12 protein-coding genes are annotated in these 16,232 nt (G+C 45.1%); 4 read left to right on the top strand and 8 right to left on the bottom strand.

Annotated features, from left to right (window positions below; translation table 11 throughout):
* Positions 1-35 precede the first annotated feature (35 nt).
* Positions 36-863 (bottom strand): 5-dehydro-4-deoxy-D-glucuronate isomerase, encoded by an 828-nt coding sequence (gene kduI / locus ACZ449_RS26530; protein ID WP_464259010.1) that lies wholly within the window; start codon positions 861-863, stop codon positions 36-38.
* A 364-nt stretch (positions 864-1,227) separates the two neighbouring features.
* Between kduI and ACZ449_RS26525 the strand changes: the two genes are divergently transcribed.
* From ACZ449_RS26525 to ACZ449_RS26510, 4 genes are all read left to right on the top strand, one after another.
* Entirely contained in the window at positions 1,228-2,520 is a 1,293-nt protein-coding gene (locus ACZ449_RS26525; RefSeq protein ID WP_464259009.1) for a sensor histidine kinase, read from the top strand.
* A 118-nt stretch (positions 2,521-2,638) separates the two neighbouring features.
* Positions 2,639-3,325: a response regulator transcription factor gene (locus ACZ449_RS26520; protein ID WP_464259008.1), complete on the top strand. Its 687-nt coding sequence runs from the start codon at positions 2,639-2,641 to the stop codon at positions 3,323-3,325.
* A gap of 216 nt (positions 3,326-3,541) precedes the next feature.
* Entirely contained in the window at positions 3,542-4,228 is a 687-nt protein-coding gene (locus ACZ449_RS26515) for a response regulator transcription factor (protein ID WP_464259007.1), read from the top strand.
* Positions 4,229-4,540: 312 nt separating this feature from the next.
* Positions 4,541-6,340, top strand: a complete 1,800-nt coding sequence (locus ACZ449_RS26510; protein WP_464259006.1) for a flagellin N-terminal helical domain-containing protein — start codon at positions 4,541-4,543, stop codon at positions 6,338-6,340.
* A gap of 288 nt (positions 6,341-6,628) precedes the next feature.
* On the opposite strand, the gene ACZ449_RS26505 is transcribed toward ACZ449_RS26510, so the two are convergent.
* From ACZ449_RS26505 to ACZ449_RS26475, 7 genes are all read right to left on the bottom strand, one after another.
* Positions 6,629-7,048 carry a hypothetical protein gene (locus tag ACZ449_RS26505; protein WP_464259005.1) on the bottom strand — a complete coding sequence of 140 codons (420 nt, stop codon included), beginning with the start codon at positions 7,046-7,048 and terminating at the stop codon, positions 6,629-6,631.
* A 17-nt stretch (positions 7,049-7,065) separates the two neighbouring features.
* The gene (gene fliD / locus ACZ449_RS26500) at positions 7,066-8,979 is read right to left on the bottom strand and encodes a flagellar filament capping protein FliD (RefSeq protein ID WP_464259004.1); all 1,914 of its coding nucleotides are present in this window, start codon (positions 8,977-8,979) and stop codon (positions 7,066-7,068) included.
* A gap of 27 nt (positions 8,980-9,006) precedes the next feature.
* A complete protein-coding gene (gene flgL / locus ACZ449_RS26495; RefSeq protein WP_464259003.1) occupies positions 9,007-10,074 on the bottom strand; it encodes a flagellar hook-associated protein FlgL in 1,068 nt (355 codons plus the stop codon).
* Positions 10,075-10,089: 15 nt separating this feature from the next.
* Positions 10,090-11,616: a flagellar hook-associated protein FlgK gene (gene flgK, locus ACZ449_RS26490; RefSeq protein ID WP_464259002.1), complete on the bottom strand. Its 1,527-nt coding sequence runs from the start codon at positions 11,614-11,616 to the stop codon at positions 10,090-10,092.
* 25 nt (positions 11,617-11,641) lie between these two features.
* On the bottom strand, positions 11,642-13,126 hold the full coding sequence (gene flgK, locus ACZ449_RS26485) for a flagellar hook-associated protein FlgK (protein ID WP_464259001.1): 1,485 nt from the start codon (positions 13,124-13,126) through the stop codon (positions 11,642-11,644).
* Between the two features lie 21 nt (positions 13,127-13,147).
* The gene (locus tag ACZ449_RS26480) at positions 13,148-15,184 is read right to left on the bottom strand and encodes a flagellar hook-basal body complex protein (RefSeq protein WP_464259000.1); all 2,037 of its coding nucleotides are present in this window, start codon (positions 15,182-15,184) and stop codon (positions 13,148-13,150) included.
* Between the two features lie 127 nt (positions 15,185-15,311).
* Positions 15,312-15,968, bottom strand: a complete 657-nt coding sequence (locus ACZ449_RS26475; RefSeq protein ID WP_464258999.1) for an FLgD tudor-like domain-containing protein — start codon at positions 15,966-15,968, stop codon at positions 15,312-15,314.
* Positions 15,969-16,232: the final 264 nt, after the last annotated feature.

The following is a 16,232-nucleotide window of genomic DNA, read 5'->3' as shown; positions in this document are numbered from 1 at the left end:
CCCGATGTTTCAGCTCTGCTGAAACAAGTTCACTACTAACGTAAATCCTTCATGGCAACATGATCCATATCATCAAAGGCCTGATTTTCGCCTGCCATACCCCAAATAAAGGCATAACAGCTGGTTGCTACACCGGCATGGATAGACCAGCTAGGAGAAATGACAGCTTCTTCATTTTTAAGGACAAGATGCCGTGTCTGATCAGGCTCGCCCATGAGATGGAACATCGAAGCCTCTTCCGGCAGGTTGAAATACAGATATACTTCCATCCGCCGGTCATGAGTATGGCAAGGCATACTATTCCACATGTTGCCTGGCTCTAAGACCGTCATCCCCATTACTAATTGACAGCTTTTGACAGTATTGGGTTCAATATATTTGTAGATATTTCTTTCATTGGAGCTTTGGATTGAGCCAAGGTGAACCGGAGTAATACCCTTACGTTCAATTTTAACAGTCGGATAGGTCGTATGGGCCGGCGCACTGTTAAGATAAAATTTAGCTGGTTTCTTGGCATCCTCACTTGTAAAAATAATCTCTTTGGCACCCATACCTACATAGAGGGCATCAGTGCTATCAAGCTTGTACTGGGCACCATCCACCTTGACCACACCAGCGCCGCCAATATTGATTACCCCTAATTCTCTTCTTTCCAAAAAGTAACTTACACCTAATTCCTTGCCCCCACTAAGCGCTAACGCCTTAATGGGACAGGCGCTGCCGGCAATCATGCGGTCAACATGGCTGTATACCAGCTTAATTTCGTCAGGCTGAAATAATCCCTGAATCAAAAACCGCTCTCTTAATTCCTCAGTAGTTAATCGCTTTACATCATCCGGATGAACAGAATGTCTGACTTCCATATAAGCTCCTCCTAGTATTTGTAGTATTATTTAATTGTGCCACATCGTAAAACAGAATGCTATTTTATATTTATAGTAATACGCTCTCCGCTAAGAAACTCCTTTGATAGTTTAAGGAATAGTCATAATATTTCACCATATGGAATGTCAATTCAAATAATCGCGTGTTTTGGAATTAAGTTTGTGGAAACTCTTGGCAAAACCCCGTCCTTTGCTTTACAATATAAGCTAGGGGGATTTTGACAAATATCTGTAAAGTTACCAAAACCAACAAAACCTTACTATTTTATTTGAAAAAATAAATATAGATTTCCATGGATGGGTACTCTTCACACGGCTGTGAAAAAAGGAGTCATACTATGTTATGTTTCATAAGCTGCGCTTTAAACTCACTGCAATCAATGTAGTAATCATGTTAACCCTTTTCTTTTTGCTTATTTGCAGCACCTACTTTTTTTCCAAAATCAATATCACCCGTCACACGGAGGCCGTGTCGCAACGAATCGTAGACGATATTCAGGCAGAGCTCATCGGCGATTTACCGCTGCGGCCTGGTGACCTTGCCAGAGGTCCTGACAAACTTCAGCCTGTTCCTCCACCGCTTATCCCCCCCGGTCCACCTCCTGAGCCTAGTTTCTTTTTCGTTAAAACTTCACCTGAGGGCGCTATTATCTTTCAATCCTCCAATCAGCCGCTGGATACCGACAGTCTAACGGCTCTTACTAAACGTACCTTGCTGGCGGGCGCTACCCAAGACACCATTATATTGAAAGAAACAACCTATTCGTATCTTAAAGCCCCGCTCCATAACTCGCCTGGTACAGTGATCATTTTTCATGATTTAACCCCCGAAACCAATATGCTACAACTTGTGCTGACAACCCTCCTGGCGGTCGGTCTTGTCTGTGCCCTCCTCTCCTTTGGCGCTAGCTTCTACATGGCTAATCGCGCCATGCTCCCAATAAAAAAAGCCTGGCAGCAACAACATGATTTTCTTTCTGATGCATCCCATGAATTACGCACACCGCTCACCATTATTCAAACCAACTTGGATATTATCAAAGACAGCCTGGACGAAACCGTAGCAAGTCAGAGCAAATGGTTAGATAATATCCAGGAGGAAAGCACCTGTATGAAAAACCTTGTTAATTCCCTCCTATTTTTAGCCAGAGCAGATTCGAAGCAGCAGTCGCCTAATAAACAACTCTTTCCTTTCGATATAATTCTCAGCGAGGCCGCTGCTCCCTTTGAAGCAATTGCCCAACAAAAAAATTTATCGCTGGAAGTACACGCTCAGCCAAATATAGAAGTCTTTGGCGATGAGCATCAACTAAAACAAGTTATTGCCATCCTGCTGGATAATGCCAGCCGTCACACTGCTTCTGGCGGAAAAATTATACTCGCCTTGTCCCAAACAGGCAATAAACTATTACTAACCATTACCGACTCAGGCGAAGGAATTAAACCTCAATATCTAGAGAGGATTTTTGACCGTTTCTACCAGGTAGATGAATCCCGCAATAAGGGCGGTTCCGGACTAGGGCTGGCGATCGCCAAATGGATTATTGAAAGTCATTGCGGCTCAATTTCCGTAAGCAGTACACCTAACGTAGGAACAGTCTTTACTATTTTGTTGCCTGCAAGACCTAGTATTTAATTCTTTTTAAATAAATATTTGGATTAAATAAAATTCCAACATTTATATGGCAAAATATATATAGATACCAAGGATGGAAAATTTTTCACAAGGCTGTGGTTACAAAGGTTGTAGTTACATGAAACTACTGCTCGTAGAGGACGAAAACAAGTTAGTCGATTCATTATCGCACTTATTAAGGAAAAATGGCTTCGTAGTAGATGCCGCTTTTGACGGTCAAACAGGCCTGGAAATGGCCTGCACTGACATCTATGACATTATTATGTTAGACCGCATGCTGCCTCAGCAAGATGGGATTTCTTTACTCAAGGAATTTCGCAGTCTGGGACATGATACCCCTGTTATTTTTTTAACTGGCAAGGATTCTCCTGAAGACCGGGCCGAGGGCCTGGATGCAGGCGCAGACGATTACTTGATTAAGCCCTTTTATTCGGTAGAATTATTAGCACGGCTCAAAGCCTTAACCCGCCGCCGCGGCGGAGCAATAGCAGAAAACGTGCTTACTGCCGACGACCTTATTTTAAACCCGCTGCGCTGCCAAGTAGTAAAAGGCGATGACGTCGTTCAGCTAACACTCAAAGAATCCCAGCTTTTGGAGTTGTTAATCCTTAACTACGGTCATGTAGTAACCAAAGAACAAATCATCCAAAAGGTATGGGGCTACTTTTCCGAAGCTGAATTTACCACCGTCAATCTCTACATTCATTACCTACGCAAAAAACTTAAACTCACTAATCTGAAAACCGTCTGGGGCGTAGGCTATTATCTACATAAAGAAAAAGAGGCAGCATTGGCTGCGAATTAATCTAAAAAAGACTACCAAAACCAACCTTTCTAGGCTGGGCTTGGTAGTCTTTTTTTGTCCAAACAAGATCCTGTCCCCTGTCTGTTTTCTTAATTAAATTATTTATCAACAATTTTCTAAGTAAATTATAAATATTTATCCGAGATAATAAATATAAAGAATTCTAATAATGGTGATCCTTCCACAAGCTGTAGGACAAAAAAGGGGGTGTATTCATTGAAACTACTACACATCGAAGACGACAGCAAATTAGTTGACTCATTATCCCATTTATTGAGAAAGAACGGTTTCGTCGTAGATGCCGCGCATGACGGGAAAACAGGCCTGGAAATGGCTTGTACTGACATCTATGATATCATTGTTTTAGACCGCATGCTGCCAGAGCTGGATGGGATTTCCGTACTACAAGAATTTCGCGAACTGGGACATAATACCCCTGTTATCTTTTTAACAGCCAAGGATTCTCCTGAAGACCGGGCCGAAGGCCTAGACGCAGGCGCTGATGATTACCTGATTAAGCCCTTTTACTCAGTGGAATTATTAGCAAGGCTCAAAGCCTTAACCCGCCGTCGCGGTGGATCCATCGCGGAAAGTGTACTGACTGTCGACGATATTATTCTCAATCCGCTGCGTTGCCAAGTAATCAAAGACAATGACGTCATTCAACTAACACTCAAAGAATCCCAGCTATTGGAGCTCCTCATCCGCAACTATGGTCATGTAGTAACCAAAGAACAAATCATTCAAAAGGTCTGGGGTTATTTTTCCGAAGCGGAGTTTACCACCGTTAATCTCTACATCCATTACCTGCGCAAAAAACTCAAACTCACCAATCTAAAAACCGTCTGGGGCGTAGGCTATTATCTGCAGAAAGAACAAGGGGCAACACCAGTTGCTAATTAAGCAAAAAGACTAACAAACCCGTTATAGGCTGGGTTTACTAGTCTTTTTTATTTAGTCCACTTCAACTTTATAAAGCAGCCTATCCCGCTGCTTTTATTGAGCCCAAAGGGGGAAATTGTCGTTTTGGCTCAATAAATATTTTCTTAACTCTTTCTAAATACTTTATTTTACTTATTTCTAATACTGCCGTCCGAACTTTAGGTTAGAACATCAAAAGGAGGAGATAGGCAGACAAATATTTACCTTTTTTGACGTAGTGCACCACAGGCAAGGATGCCCAAATTTTTCTTAAAATCAAGGAGGAATGACAAAATGGGAATGATTATTAATCACAATATCTCTGCGTTGAACACGTATAACAAATTGAGTGCCAACAACACGCTGATGAACAGCTCACTGGAAAAATTATCTTCTGGTTACCGGATCAACACAGCTGCCGATGATGCCGCCGGTCTGGCTATCTCGGAAAAAATGCGTGGCCAAATCCGCGGTCTTGACCAAGCAACCGACAATTCGCAGGATGCTATCTCCATGACCCAAACCGCTGAAGGTGCCTTGGATGAAACCACCAGCATTCTCCAACGTATGCGTGAACTGTGTGTAAAAGCTTCCACCGATACCTTAACCGATGATAACCGCACCGCTGTCCAGGATGAAATGGACGCGCTGACTTCCGAAATCAACCGGATTGGCAATACGACTTCCTTCAATACCAAAACCTTGCTGAAAGGTGATGGCAAAGCTGATTTAGCCGCATCCGGATCGGTCACTGACGGAAATTTGGCTAGTGGTGCTACGAACTACAATGATGTATCACAAGCTACCACCATTGGCAGCGGCTTAGTTGCAGCTGATAATGGTAAGTCAGCAACCTGGACACTAAATGGTCAACAATTAAAGGTTACCTTTGTTACTGATGCAACAATTACTGCAAACAGTGCCGCAGTTGATACTTCTTCTATTACTGGTAATAGTGTTACTGTTAAAATCAATGGTACCGTTGCTAATACTGATGCCGGTACCGCGGTTACATCAGCCCTTAATAGCATGATACTGCAAAATTCTACTTTGAAAAATAATTATACTGCAACTGCGGGTGCTGCCGGTCTCGTCACAGTGGCAGCCACAACTACTGGGGCTTTTAGAGGAAAAGATGGCGCAGCTGCAGCTGTAGCATTCTCAGCAGCATTAGCAACAGCCGCGACTGGTGGTGCAGCCACTGTTGGAACGACGACCTATACACAAGCAAACAAGCAAATCGACTTGAGTGCAGTCGATACTGACGCTGAAATTAAAGCACTTGTCGGAAAAGGCATGACAATTAACGGCAAACAGATTGAGTTTTACAATGCAAACGACGGAGCCTACACCGGTGATGCCATTGGCGTTAACATCAGCACAGCGCTAGCTGCTGCCACCGGCGCTAAAGATGAAGAATTAGTTAATACTATCGTCAACCAAGTCGGCACAAAGATTGCTGGCGTTGCTTTAAAAATAGATGCTACTAATACTAATAGACTGGATATTGTCGCTGATAGCACAAAGCTTGGCGAAGATGGTAACACCATTGCCGTTAAAGATGGCGGCGTTCAGGAAGATTTCAAGGCCACCTTCCAAATCGGTGCCAATACCGGACAAACTATGTCCCTCAGCATTAAAGACATGCGTGCTAAGGCGCTTACTGTTTCTTCGACAACTGCTGCCGACACCATCACCGTTAAAGACAGTGAAGGCAAGGATGTAACTGCATCCTATAAGGCTGCTAAGACAGTAACTGACGGCACTTCCGACACCGACGTCGAATATTCGCTTGATGTTTCCACTGCGGATAAGGCAACTGCTGCCATCAGTGTTCTTGATCAAGCTACCAGCAAAGTATCGGCTGAACGTTCCAAAATGGGCGCCGTTATCAACCGTCTGGAGCATACTATCAACAACCTGACAACTTCGAGCGAAAATCTGAACTCGGCCGAATCCAATATCCGCGATGTAGATATGGCTTCGGAAATGGCCACCTATACCAATAAGAGCGTGCTGAACCAAGCAGCTACTGCTATGCTGGCCAAAGCCAATCAGCAGCCCCAGCAAGTACTGACTCTGCTGCAAAACTAATATTTACTAGTACAAAAAAAGACAGTGGAACGCTTAGCAATAAGCTTATCCACTGTCTTTTTTTGTACTAGAGAAACCCCCAAGCAAAACAACCGCTTACTTCGCAGCGGTTGTGGCGGACGAAAGTCTATCAACAAAAAATCTCCCCGTACTTCTGGACGAAGTGAAGAGAGATTTTTTATCTTAATCGCTGAGTCAAGACTCCCGCCTCTACAGGCGGCGTCAGTTCAGGTGGAGTAGACTCTCCACCTGAACCCCCAATGTTTCAGCTTTGCTGAAACGAGTTCACTAGCCTTTTATACTTAGTTGGCGGCCAGCGACCATACTTGGCCATGGCGGCGCATAGTTGTTCTTTAGAAGACGTCCGGCTTTTATTTCGCGCAGCTCGGCGGCAATCTGCAGACGGGCTGCGACCGCTTCTTCCACGATAAGCTTACAGGAGTTTAGCATCGCCGCTTGTTCTTCTTTAACGGTTTGCAGGATTGCCTGCCACGCTGCCGCTTGCTGCCAAGTAGCCCCGGCACTTTTCAGCCTGCCTTCCACTGCGGCAAGTTCTTCAATTAATTGATCCCGTTCCAACAGCAATCGCTGCAAGCCCTTCATATTCTGGCGCTGAATGAAATAGCGCTGTGTTTCGTTATTGGCAAGGATACGCTGAATAATTTGCCGTTTTTGCTTCAAGCACTCTTTGAATTCGAGCTCATTCATCCTGGCTTAGCCCCTTATCATGATGAAGTTAAAGAAGATATTTGCGATAACTGAGAATTCATTTTGTTAATATACGTTTCCAAATTCGAGTATTTTTTATAGAGACTATCTTCTTTACTGTCCAGGCGTTTTTCTTCTTTCGTAATCCGTGCCTTCAGATCCTTGATCTGATCGCTCAGCTCATTATCAGTATCAGTGGCATCACTCTCCATACCGGCCTTTTCCAGTAATAAACCCTTGTTACCCTGCCTATCGCCCAGTGTTGAGATATTATCCTGCAAGACATCATAGAGCCGGTAAGCAATGCCTTCCTGTTTGTACCTTGTATTGCGTTGGCTGGTAGTTAATTTGCGCATATTCGTTCCGGGATATTCGGAAGATTGCTTGGTAAATAGATTCATGACCCCTTCAGGGTTGTTTTTGATCGCGCTTTTTAAAGTATCTTCATTGATATGCAGCTTGCCTTTTTCTTTGTAGTCGTCGGTAGTAATGCCAATGCTTGCGAGACTTACACCGGAAACCGCTTCCGACAATACCTCCCGTATGCTACTTGCAAAACTGTTCAGGGTTGAATCACTTTCCAGCAGACCGGTCTTAGCCTTTTTCTCCCAGTTCGTGATTTCATCGTCTGACATGTCTTTTTTCTGATCATCGGTCAGCGGCGGATAATCGGAATTATATTCTTCATCAAGCTTGTCATTAATTTTATCAATTAATGTATTATAGGCATCTACAAAGCTTGTGATATTGTTGTAAATGGTATCTGCATCCTGGGACACACTAATGGTTGCTGCTGTTGCTGCTGTTGTCTCCTGGTTCAGAGTATAGATAACGCCGCCAACAGTCACCGTATTGGTACTGCGGGTAAGACTGGCGCCGTCTATGGTTACTTTAGCATCCTGCCCGGCGGTGTCTGTGCCCAGTGCCGCCGACAAAAAGGTACTGCCTGTCTCGCTCACATTGAGCATATTGCCGGCGCCGGTCTTCGCGGCTGTCATTATCAGTTTGTCGGCAACCTCATCATATTTCATGGTAACACCGGCAGCGCTGCTATTATTAACCTCGCTGATCATTTCTGCAAGTGTTGTGTCTTTGTCAAAGGAAAAGTTGGTACCATTAATCGTGAGTTCTACTTGGTCGTGCGAATCAAAACTAAAGCCACCATTCACACTGGTAGCCAGGGTTGCCAGTGTCGACTGGGTGCTGATCCGATTTGACTGCTTGTTGGTCAGTCCCAGGGTGCTTAATGAGCTGGTGCTGGTTTTGCTGTCCGGATCACTAACCGTGATTTTCTGAACCCCACTGTCAGCAACCGCAGTCATTTTCAAGTAACCTGAACTTGTATCGACTTTTACCTTATTTGAGCCTACAGCAGCGTCTATGGCTGTTTGCAGCGTCGACGCATTGGTTACGGTAGAATCCAATTTTACAGTATAACTGGTGCCGTCAATGGTGAGTTTAAAGCTGGTGTTCGCCAGGGCTGTGTAATTAATACTTGCTGCTGCCGTTGTCCCGGTAATATCCTTCGAAAGCTTGCCAGTGCTGCTCTTCGAGGCAGCTTTCGCCAGCTGGCTGACAGTCATGGTGTGCGTGCCTGCCACAGCATCACTGGTATAATCGGCGGAAACAGCCGTGCTATTGCTTGTTACCGCAAAGGCCTGGAAGGTTTTCCTGCTCATGATACTACTGGAAGAGGTAGAGGAAAAGTATTTATTGGAAAATGTCTGGATATCGCTCGTGATATCCCGATAGGCTTCTTGTGTCCACTCGGCCTTTTCTTTCTTCTGCTTTAATTTATTTACCTTGGTCTTCTCTGCCGACATGGTTTGTTCTACTAAAGAATCCACATCAAGGCCTGAAGACAAGCCAGTCATCCTTGTTGTTCCGTTAACGGTGGTTGCTGATACACTGCCGCTGCTTGAACTTGCCATGTGATCGCCTCCTTTTCCTGTTATTGACTAGCGCAAATAGTCAACAAGTGACTTACCCATCACTTTGGAACTGACGGCCAGTGATGCATTATATACCGTCTGGGCCGTAGTTGCATTGGTGTAGGATTCTAACAAATCGGTATCTTCATTATTGCTCATCAGTTCGGTATATGTTGTCTTGTCACTGTCCACACGGTTTTTCGCCATATTGGTATAGTTCATGCGCGCCCCAAGATCGGCGCGGGCGGTTAGGATAGTATTATTGTTGGCGGACAGCTCGTCAAGCGTATCGGTGAGTTTGAATTCGGTGCTTTTGACAGTTACGGCACCTGTTGTTTGGTCAACAGTCGCCGTTTTATAGCTGGTGCCGCCATCCAAGCCGATTAAGATTTTAGAAAAAGTATCAAATAAATTATTTAAGCCTGAGCCTGTCACATTCTGCCCTTCCACATTTACCGGCACACTGCTGCCAAAACCGACATTATACTGGATATCCTGCGCGGCAGTTGTGCTGTTGTAAATTTTCGAATTCGTGTAGGCGGTGTTGCAGAAGCTGGTAATATCGCTATCACTAGTTGTCCCGGCCATTGCGCCGCCGACACTTAAGTACTGGCCTTTGAATTTTATCCGGTTACCCACCGCGGTTGACTCGATTTCGTAGGGAGGCTTATCGGTATCATAGCCGGCAAATACATAGCGGCCGGCATAGGAGGTATTCATATAGTCAACCACTTCTTGCTGCAACTCGCTGACCTCTGACTTAATGTCCTGCAGCTCCGAGTCAGTCAGGGTACCGGATGAGGAAGCCTTGGTGACCAGTCCTTTGAGACGGACAATAGCATCGCCGAGGTCGTCAAGCGCGCCGTCGGTGACTTTTTCCCAGGAGACGGCGCTGTCCACATTTTTCTGATACTGCTCGACATTCGCCACATAACTACGGTATTTTACCGCCCTGCTGGCTACAATCGGATCATCGGACGGCAGTTGAATTTTGGACTGTGTCGTGTATTTTTGCTGAGCGTCGTTCAGTCGCTCCATGTTTTTATTAATGTTCCATACAGAGTTATCTGTTATCATGGTGTTAGTAATACGCACAAGCTTCCCTCCTTACTAGTCAGATACCATGTCAAGGGTGGTTTGATAGATACTGCTCCAGGTACTCACCATTGTCGCCGAAGCATTATAGGCCTCTTCGTATTTGGTTATATTGGCCGTTTCTTCATTGGATGAGACGCCGGAAACTGATTTCCGGCGGGTATCAATGTTATTGACAAATGAACCTTGCTTGCTTGACATTGTATCAGAATAATCGCTAGCGATCCCCAGTGTGGTGATAATCGAACCCATTTGATCGGTGGGTGTACCGTTAGTATACATATTTGAATCCGCAAGCAGGTCAATCAAAGAATCAATGTTTTTCGCATTATCCGTCCCTCCGGTAGCGTTGGCCGCAGCAATGTTGTTCGTATTGTCCAGCACTTCCTTCGATAAGGATATATTGGCGGCCGTGACCTTGCCATAGTCCAGCCCAGTGCCTGTCAGGCTATCATAGGAGAAGAAGCGATTCCCTGTTGGGGCAGCTGCACCAGTTGTAGCCGGCAATCCATACCCGCCGGCGTGTCCTGGATAGGTGATGGTGGTACCATTGGCATTGGTATATGATCCGCCTTCATTAAAGACCTTGGCCAGCGTCTGGGCATAGTTATCAAGCTGGTTGAGATAATACGGGATACCTTTATATTCCGAGTTTTCCCCCGTTCCGTCCCGCAACTCCAGATCTGCTTTTAGTTCACCGCCCCCAGAAGTAAAGTCTTCTTTCGTATCCTGCCAGCACACACCATACATACCATCTGCATTCTGATAGCATTCCAGTTGCCGGTATTTGTCATTGTTAACTAACGTAACGCCGCCGGCATTAACGGAAAGGACAATATCGTCACTGCCGTCAGCCAATTTGCCGACCACCGCTTGATTTACAGTGACATCTGTCAGTTTAGAAAGCTTGTCAATCAGTACTGTGCGCTGATCTTTCAAGTCATTGGTCGAAGCGCCGCTGCCGGCAGCTACCCTGATCTGGCTATTTAAGGTCGCGATTTGCGAGGCGTAAGAGTTGATCTGATCGGCATTTGCTTTTACTTCACCATTGAGACTTTCGCGTAATTGGGTCAATTTTTTTGATGTGGAATTAAGATATTCACAAAGATTTTTTCCCTTTTGCTGCAGCGACTTCCTGGCACTGGAACTGCCGGGGTCTGTGGATACACTCTCCAAGGCGTCATTAAAATCACTCATTGCCGTAGTAAACGCCTTATTGTCCGCTTCCCCGAAGGTACTTTCCACTTCTTTTAATGTATCTGACTTTGTCTGCACCTCGCCCAGATCGCTATTTTCCCGCCAGTACTTCTGGTCAAGGCGTTCACTTCTGGCACGGGTAACAGACTCCACTTCAGAACCACTGCCAATCATATATTTACTGTTATATATGGCAGCCGGCGTAACGGCTACTTGATTTACCCCTTGCCGGGAATAGCCTTGGGTATTCGCGTTACTAATATTATTGTTAGTAACCAGTAAGCCTGCTTTACTTGAAAATAATCCACGCGTTGAAATGCATAGTCCGGTCCAGGTAGAATTCATCCTGCTCCCCCCTTTAGTTTACTTATCAACCAATTTCTTGAATTAAATCGGCAATGAGGCCGTCCATGGTACTTAGCACCCTTGCCGACGCACTATAAGCATTCTCATACATAATCATGTTGGACATCTCTTCGTCCAGTGAAACCGAGGAGATACTCTGTCTTTGATTGTCAACCTGGCTGGCTAGTGATGACGCCGTGTCGTAATAGCCGGAAGCATTACTACCCGCTGTTCCCACCCAGGTAACCACCGATTGATAAAACCCGGTAATATCCTGGGATAGTCCATCAAATTTATAAATCTTCGCTGTTTTTAGATCAGCTATTGCATCAGCAACCGTGTTGTCACCCTTTTGACCACTGTTACCAGCAGCCAGCAGATCTGTGTTACCGGCAAGCTTAGGATTCACCTGGATGTTATTGATACTTAGCGGCTCACTTGTGTCAATTGCCACAAAAAAGTCATTACCGGTACTGCCATCCAAGCCTTTGCCTGCTTTATGCAAGTCGTTAATCTTGACTGCCAGTGTGGTAATTACATTATTTAATGCCTGCCGCAGATTACTGATTGAACTTACAGCATCCGCACTATAGTTATAACTTGCGGGATTGGTAATATCCGCAACACCGGTTTGATCGGCATCGTCAAGACAAGCCTTCAACGTGCCGCTGGTTATTTTCGCAGTTTCATCCAGCCCGACCCATTGCACTTCAAGCGGACGTTCTACTGAGCCATCGCCTATGACAGCTAATTTGTTTGTCTTATCCATGTTTACCAGCGCTACTCCGCCAATTGTCACAGAAACCGAGCCGTTAGGCTGTTCCTGCATGCTAAAGTTGGTATAGTTAGACAAGTTGTCCAATAAGTAGTCCCGCTGATCCCGCAAGTCGCTGGCTTCCGCGTCTGTCGCTTCTGCTTGGGCAATTCGCACGTTGAGTGCAGCCACTTGCTCACCAATACTATTGATTTCTTTTACGATATCGTTCGTCGAGTTACAGGCATCCTGCTGCAGATTAGCCAGATCTTTATCTGCCTTGTGAAAGGAATCAAGCAGTGTAGCGGCCTGTTCTATGACTTCCTTCCGGCTATTGGTGCTGCCCGCGTCCTGGGACAATTCGTCCCAGGAGTTGAAAAAGTCCGTAATTATTTGCTGCAAGCCATCATTGTCTGAAGTGCTAGTTGTGGCAGTGGTGGAAAACTCGTCAAGTATTTGCTGCGCGTAAGTAATCATGCCGCTTTTGGTACTCCAATAGGAGGCCGTTGCATTTTTTTTATGATAGGCATTATCAAGCAACTCATTCCGGGCCCGAGCAACCTCATTAACGCTGACGCCTGTTCCCTCCGTCTGCCGACCTGAATATGCAGTGACCGTCGCCACACTGTTTACCTGCTGGCGGGAATAGCCGGGAGTATTCACGTTGGATAGATTATGACTTGTCACTGTCAGCGCGGATTGATTAGCACGCATGCCCGAATGCGCTATACTATAGACGCCAAAGGTCGAGCTCATAGCTGCGTTTCCCCCTTTTCACTAGCTCACCATATTAATGACAGATTGCAGACACTCATCTGATGCCGAAATAATCTTGCTGTTGGCCTGATAGGCGCGCTGGGTGATCATCATCTCACTGAATTGTTCGGATAAATCCACATTGGACATTTCCAGAGTACCGGCACTCAGGCCGCCGGTACCGGCACTGCCTGCCGTTACCCCGCCGGTAAAGTTACCAGAGTTAACGGTAGTTGTATATAAGTTATTACCAATTTTGTTCAGACCGGCTGAATTGGTAAAATTGGCAAGTGCAACCATACCTAATGGCTGGGTTTGTCCATTGTTATAACTACCGATAATTGTGCCATCAGCACTAATGGTAAAGTCGTCCAGTTCACCGGCCGTATAACCGTCAGTAGTATTTGTCAGACTGTCGCTGCCGGTGCTGGCATAAGAAGTCAATTCATCCATAACCAGGCTTACATCGAAAGGTGCGGTGCTGGCATTGGAGTTTGTCGGTGTTAATGTAATGGAAGAGGTAGAGGGATAAGTTGTTGTAAGCATCTTGCCATTTTTGTCAAACTGGATATAGCCGCTACCGTTGACAGAAAGATTTTTATCTGCGGTATCAGCTTCCCAGTACCAGGTTGTCACAGGATTATCGGCATCCGTAGTATTGGCATCAACCTTATAGAGGTTGACCTGAACATTATAGCTGTTTCCTAGTTTGTCATATGCTAATAATGTAGTTGAAGAATCGGCCTTCATGGTAGTCGTTGCCGAAGCTGACGTGTCCGTAGTACTTGTGGTTGCTGCAAAAATGTCTGTCAACGCCGCATTGTTACCTGACAGAGTAATCTTTGACGTACTGCCGACAGTAGCCGAATTTAGTTGAACATAACCATTTGTGCCGTCACCGGCGTTCCAGGCAGCGGTCACACCGGTATTTGCAGTCTGTAAGTTTATTTTTGCGATAATCTGCGCTGGTGTCTCACCAGTAGCTATAGCAATAGTAGTTCCGTTAATTTTGATGTCTCCTGTTTGCGCAGCAGTTGCCGTGCTGGCTGCTGTTAACCCTGTAGCATTGGTAGTGGCATTGGCAGCAGTGCCTAAGGTTGTCGAAATTTTGCTAGTTCCCGAAGCAGTAACGGCGCTAAGCGAAGTACTGCTGGTTGCAGCAAAAAGTTTCGTCAGGGTGGTATTATTCGCATTCAGCGCAATGTTGTTAATAGTACCAGCAGGTTTCCCCTCGCTGGTTAATTGAATATAACCATTTGTGCCATCACCGACATTCCAGGTAGCAGTTACACCGGTGGTTGCAGTCTGGGCATTAATTTTACTAATAATTGATGATATTGTGTCAGTAGCCGTTATGGGAACACTAGTGCCATTAATGGTGACAGTAGCATCAGCAGTTCCGTAGGCTTTGGTTACATCGTTCATCCCTGTGTTATTGGCAGTAGCTATGGCCTTACTGCCAATGGTCGCGGCAGGTCCCTGAGCAGTTGCAGAAGCGTTAATGCTGCCGGTCAATGTGGATTTGGTTGAAGCCTTGGGCGCCAGGGTTTTCTTGCCGTTCGAGAATAAATTCAAGGGTTCTACAGCTGCTTCTGTATCATAGTTATAGGTACCATCGGCATTTATCGTATAATTCTGCCAACCGCAGACTTTATAACCATTTACTGTCATGTTACCGGAAACGTCCACACCAAAATTGCCGGCCCGGGTATATTGGTACTTATCTGTTCCGCCTCCCTGCACAATAAAGAACCCGTTACCGCCAATTGATACGTCGCGGGAGTTGCCTGTCGATTGTGTACTGCCGGGAGTCATTATCATTGTTGTCGATGTCACCCCTACACCTAAGCCTATTTGCTTAGGATTGGTTCCCCCTCTTCCGCTGGCAGCATTACCGGCGGAAGCTCCGCTAAGGGTCTGACTTAATAAATCAGCAAAACCCGTGGTTTGCCCCTTGTAACCGGGTGTATTCACATTGGCAAGGTTATTGCCGATTACGCTAAGTTTCTTTGACTGTGCCTGAATTCCGGACACTCCGGAATATATTGAAGCCATCATAGTGATTCGCCCTCCTAAAATTGCTATTTCTTCTGTCATTCAGAAATAGACGTCAGCCTCTCCGCAAGAGTCCAGCTGACAACTGATTAATTACCATCCTCAATAATCTATGGCCTAGCCGTCTGCTTTATTTAGTGGTGGTTTCGCCAACAGACACAATTTCACTAAGTTTGACTTGCTGACTACCTATATTAAGATAAGGAACACTGTCTTTGAAACTTACCGTGCTTACCTTCCCGGATCCCTCGATCTCTTTTCCGGCAGTATCTTTTGTTTTATAACTTACTGATTTGCCAATTAAACTATAGGCCTGGGTTGCATCTACACTGTTCTGTAGTTCACTCGTTGTATTTGTAGTGTTTTTACCAACAGTCACAACATCGCTAAGTTTGACTTGCTGATTACCTATATTAAGATAAGGGATATTGTTTTTGAGAGTTACCGAACTTACCGTCCCAGTGTTATAGCTCGTTGTTCCAGCATCATCTGTTGTTTGGTAAATCACTGCTTTGCCAATTAAGTCATAGGCCTGGGTTGCATCTACACTGTTCGTAATGGTCTGTACTTGATTCAATGCTGCAAATGATGCCATTTGGGAAACATATTCCGTGCTGCTGACAGGGTCTTGCGGGTCCTGATATTGCAGTTCGGTTGCCAGTATTTCCAAGAATGCCTGAAAATCGATTGAATTGTTGCTAGTACCGCTACTGCTACTGCTGCTGCTATCTGTCGAGGTAGGTTTTTTCCAATAGGATGTAGAATCTGAAACCGCGCTAGTACTCATTAATTTTTTCCTCCTACTATTTGTCAAATTTTTAGATAAGCTTATTCTTACACTAATCCATCTATCTCTTCGCGCCCGGATATTTAATATTTATTCGAATAAGTATTAGTAAAATGTTTAGTCGGTCAAATAACGCCAAAAAAGATAAAATCCCAACAGTCTTCGACTGTTGGGATTTTATCTTTTTGATTAACACCTGATAATAGTAAACATACTGTGGAGAATTAGGTAATATAAGCTATATTTCCATACATTTCGTATATA

It is taken from the genome of Desulfosporomusa polytropa, from assembly GCF_055380075.1.
The sequence above is the reverse complement of the archived record's forward strand: the minus strand, read 5'-3'. Positions and strand labels throughout refer to the sequence as shown.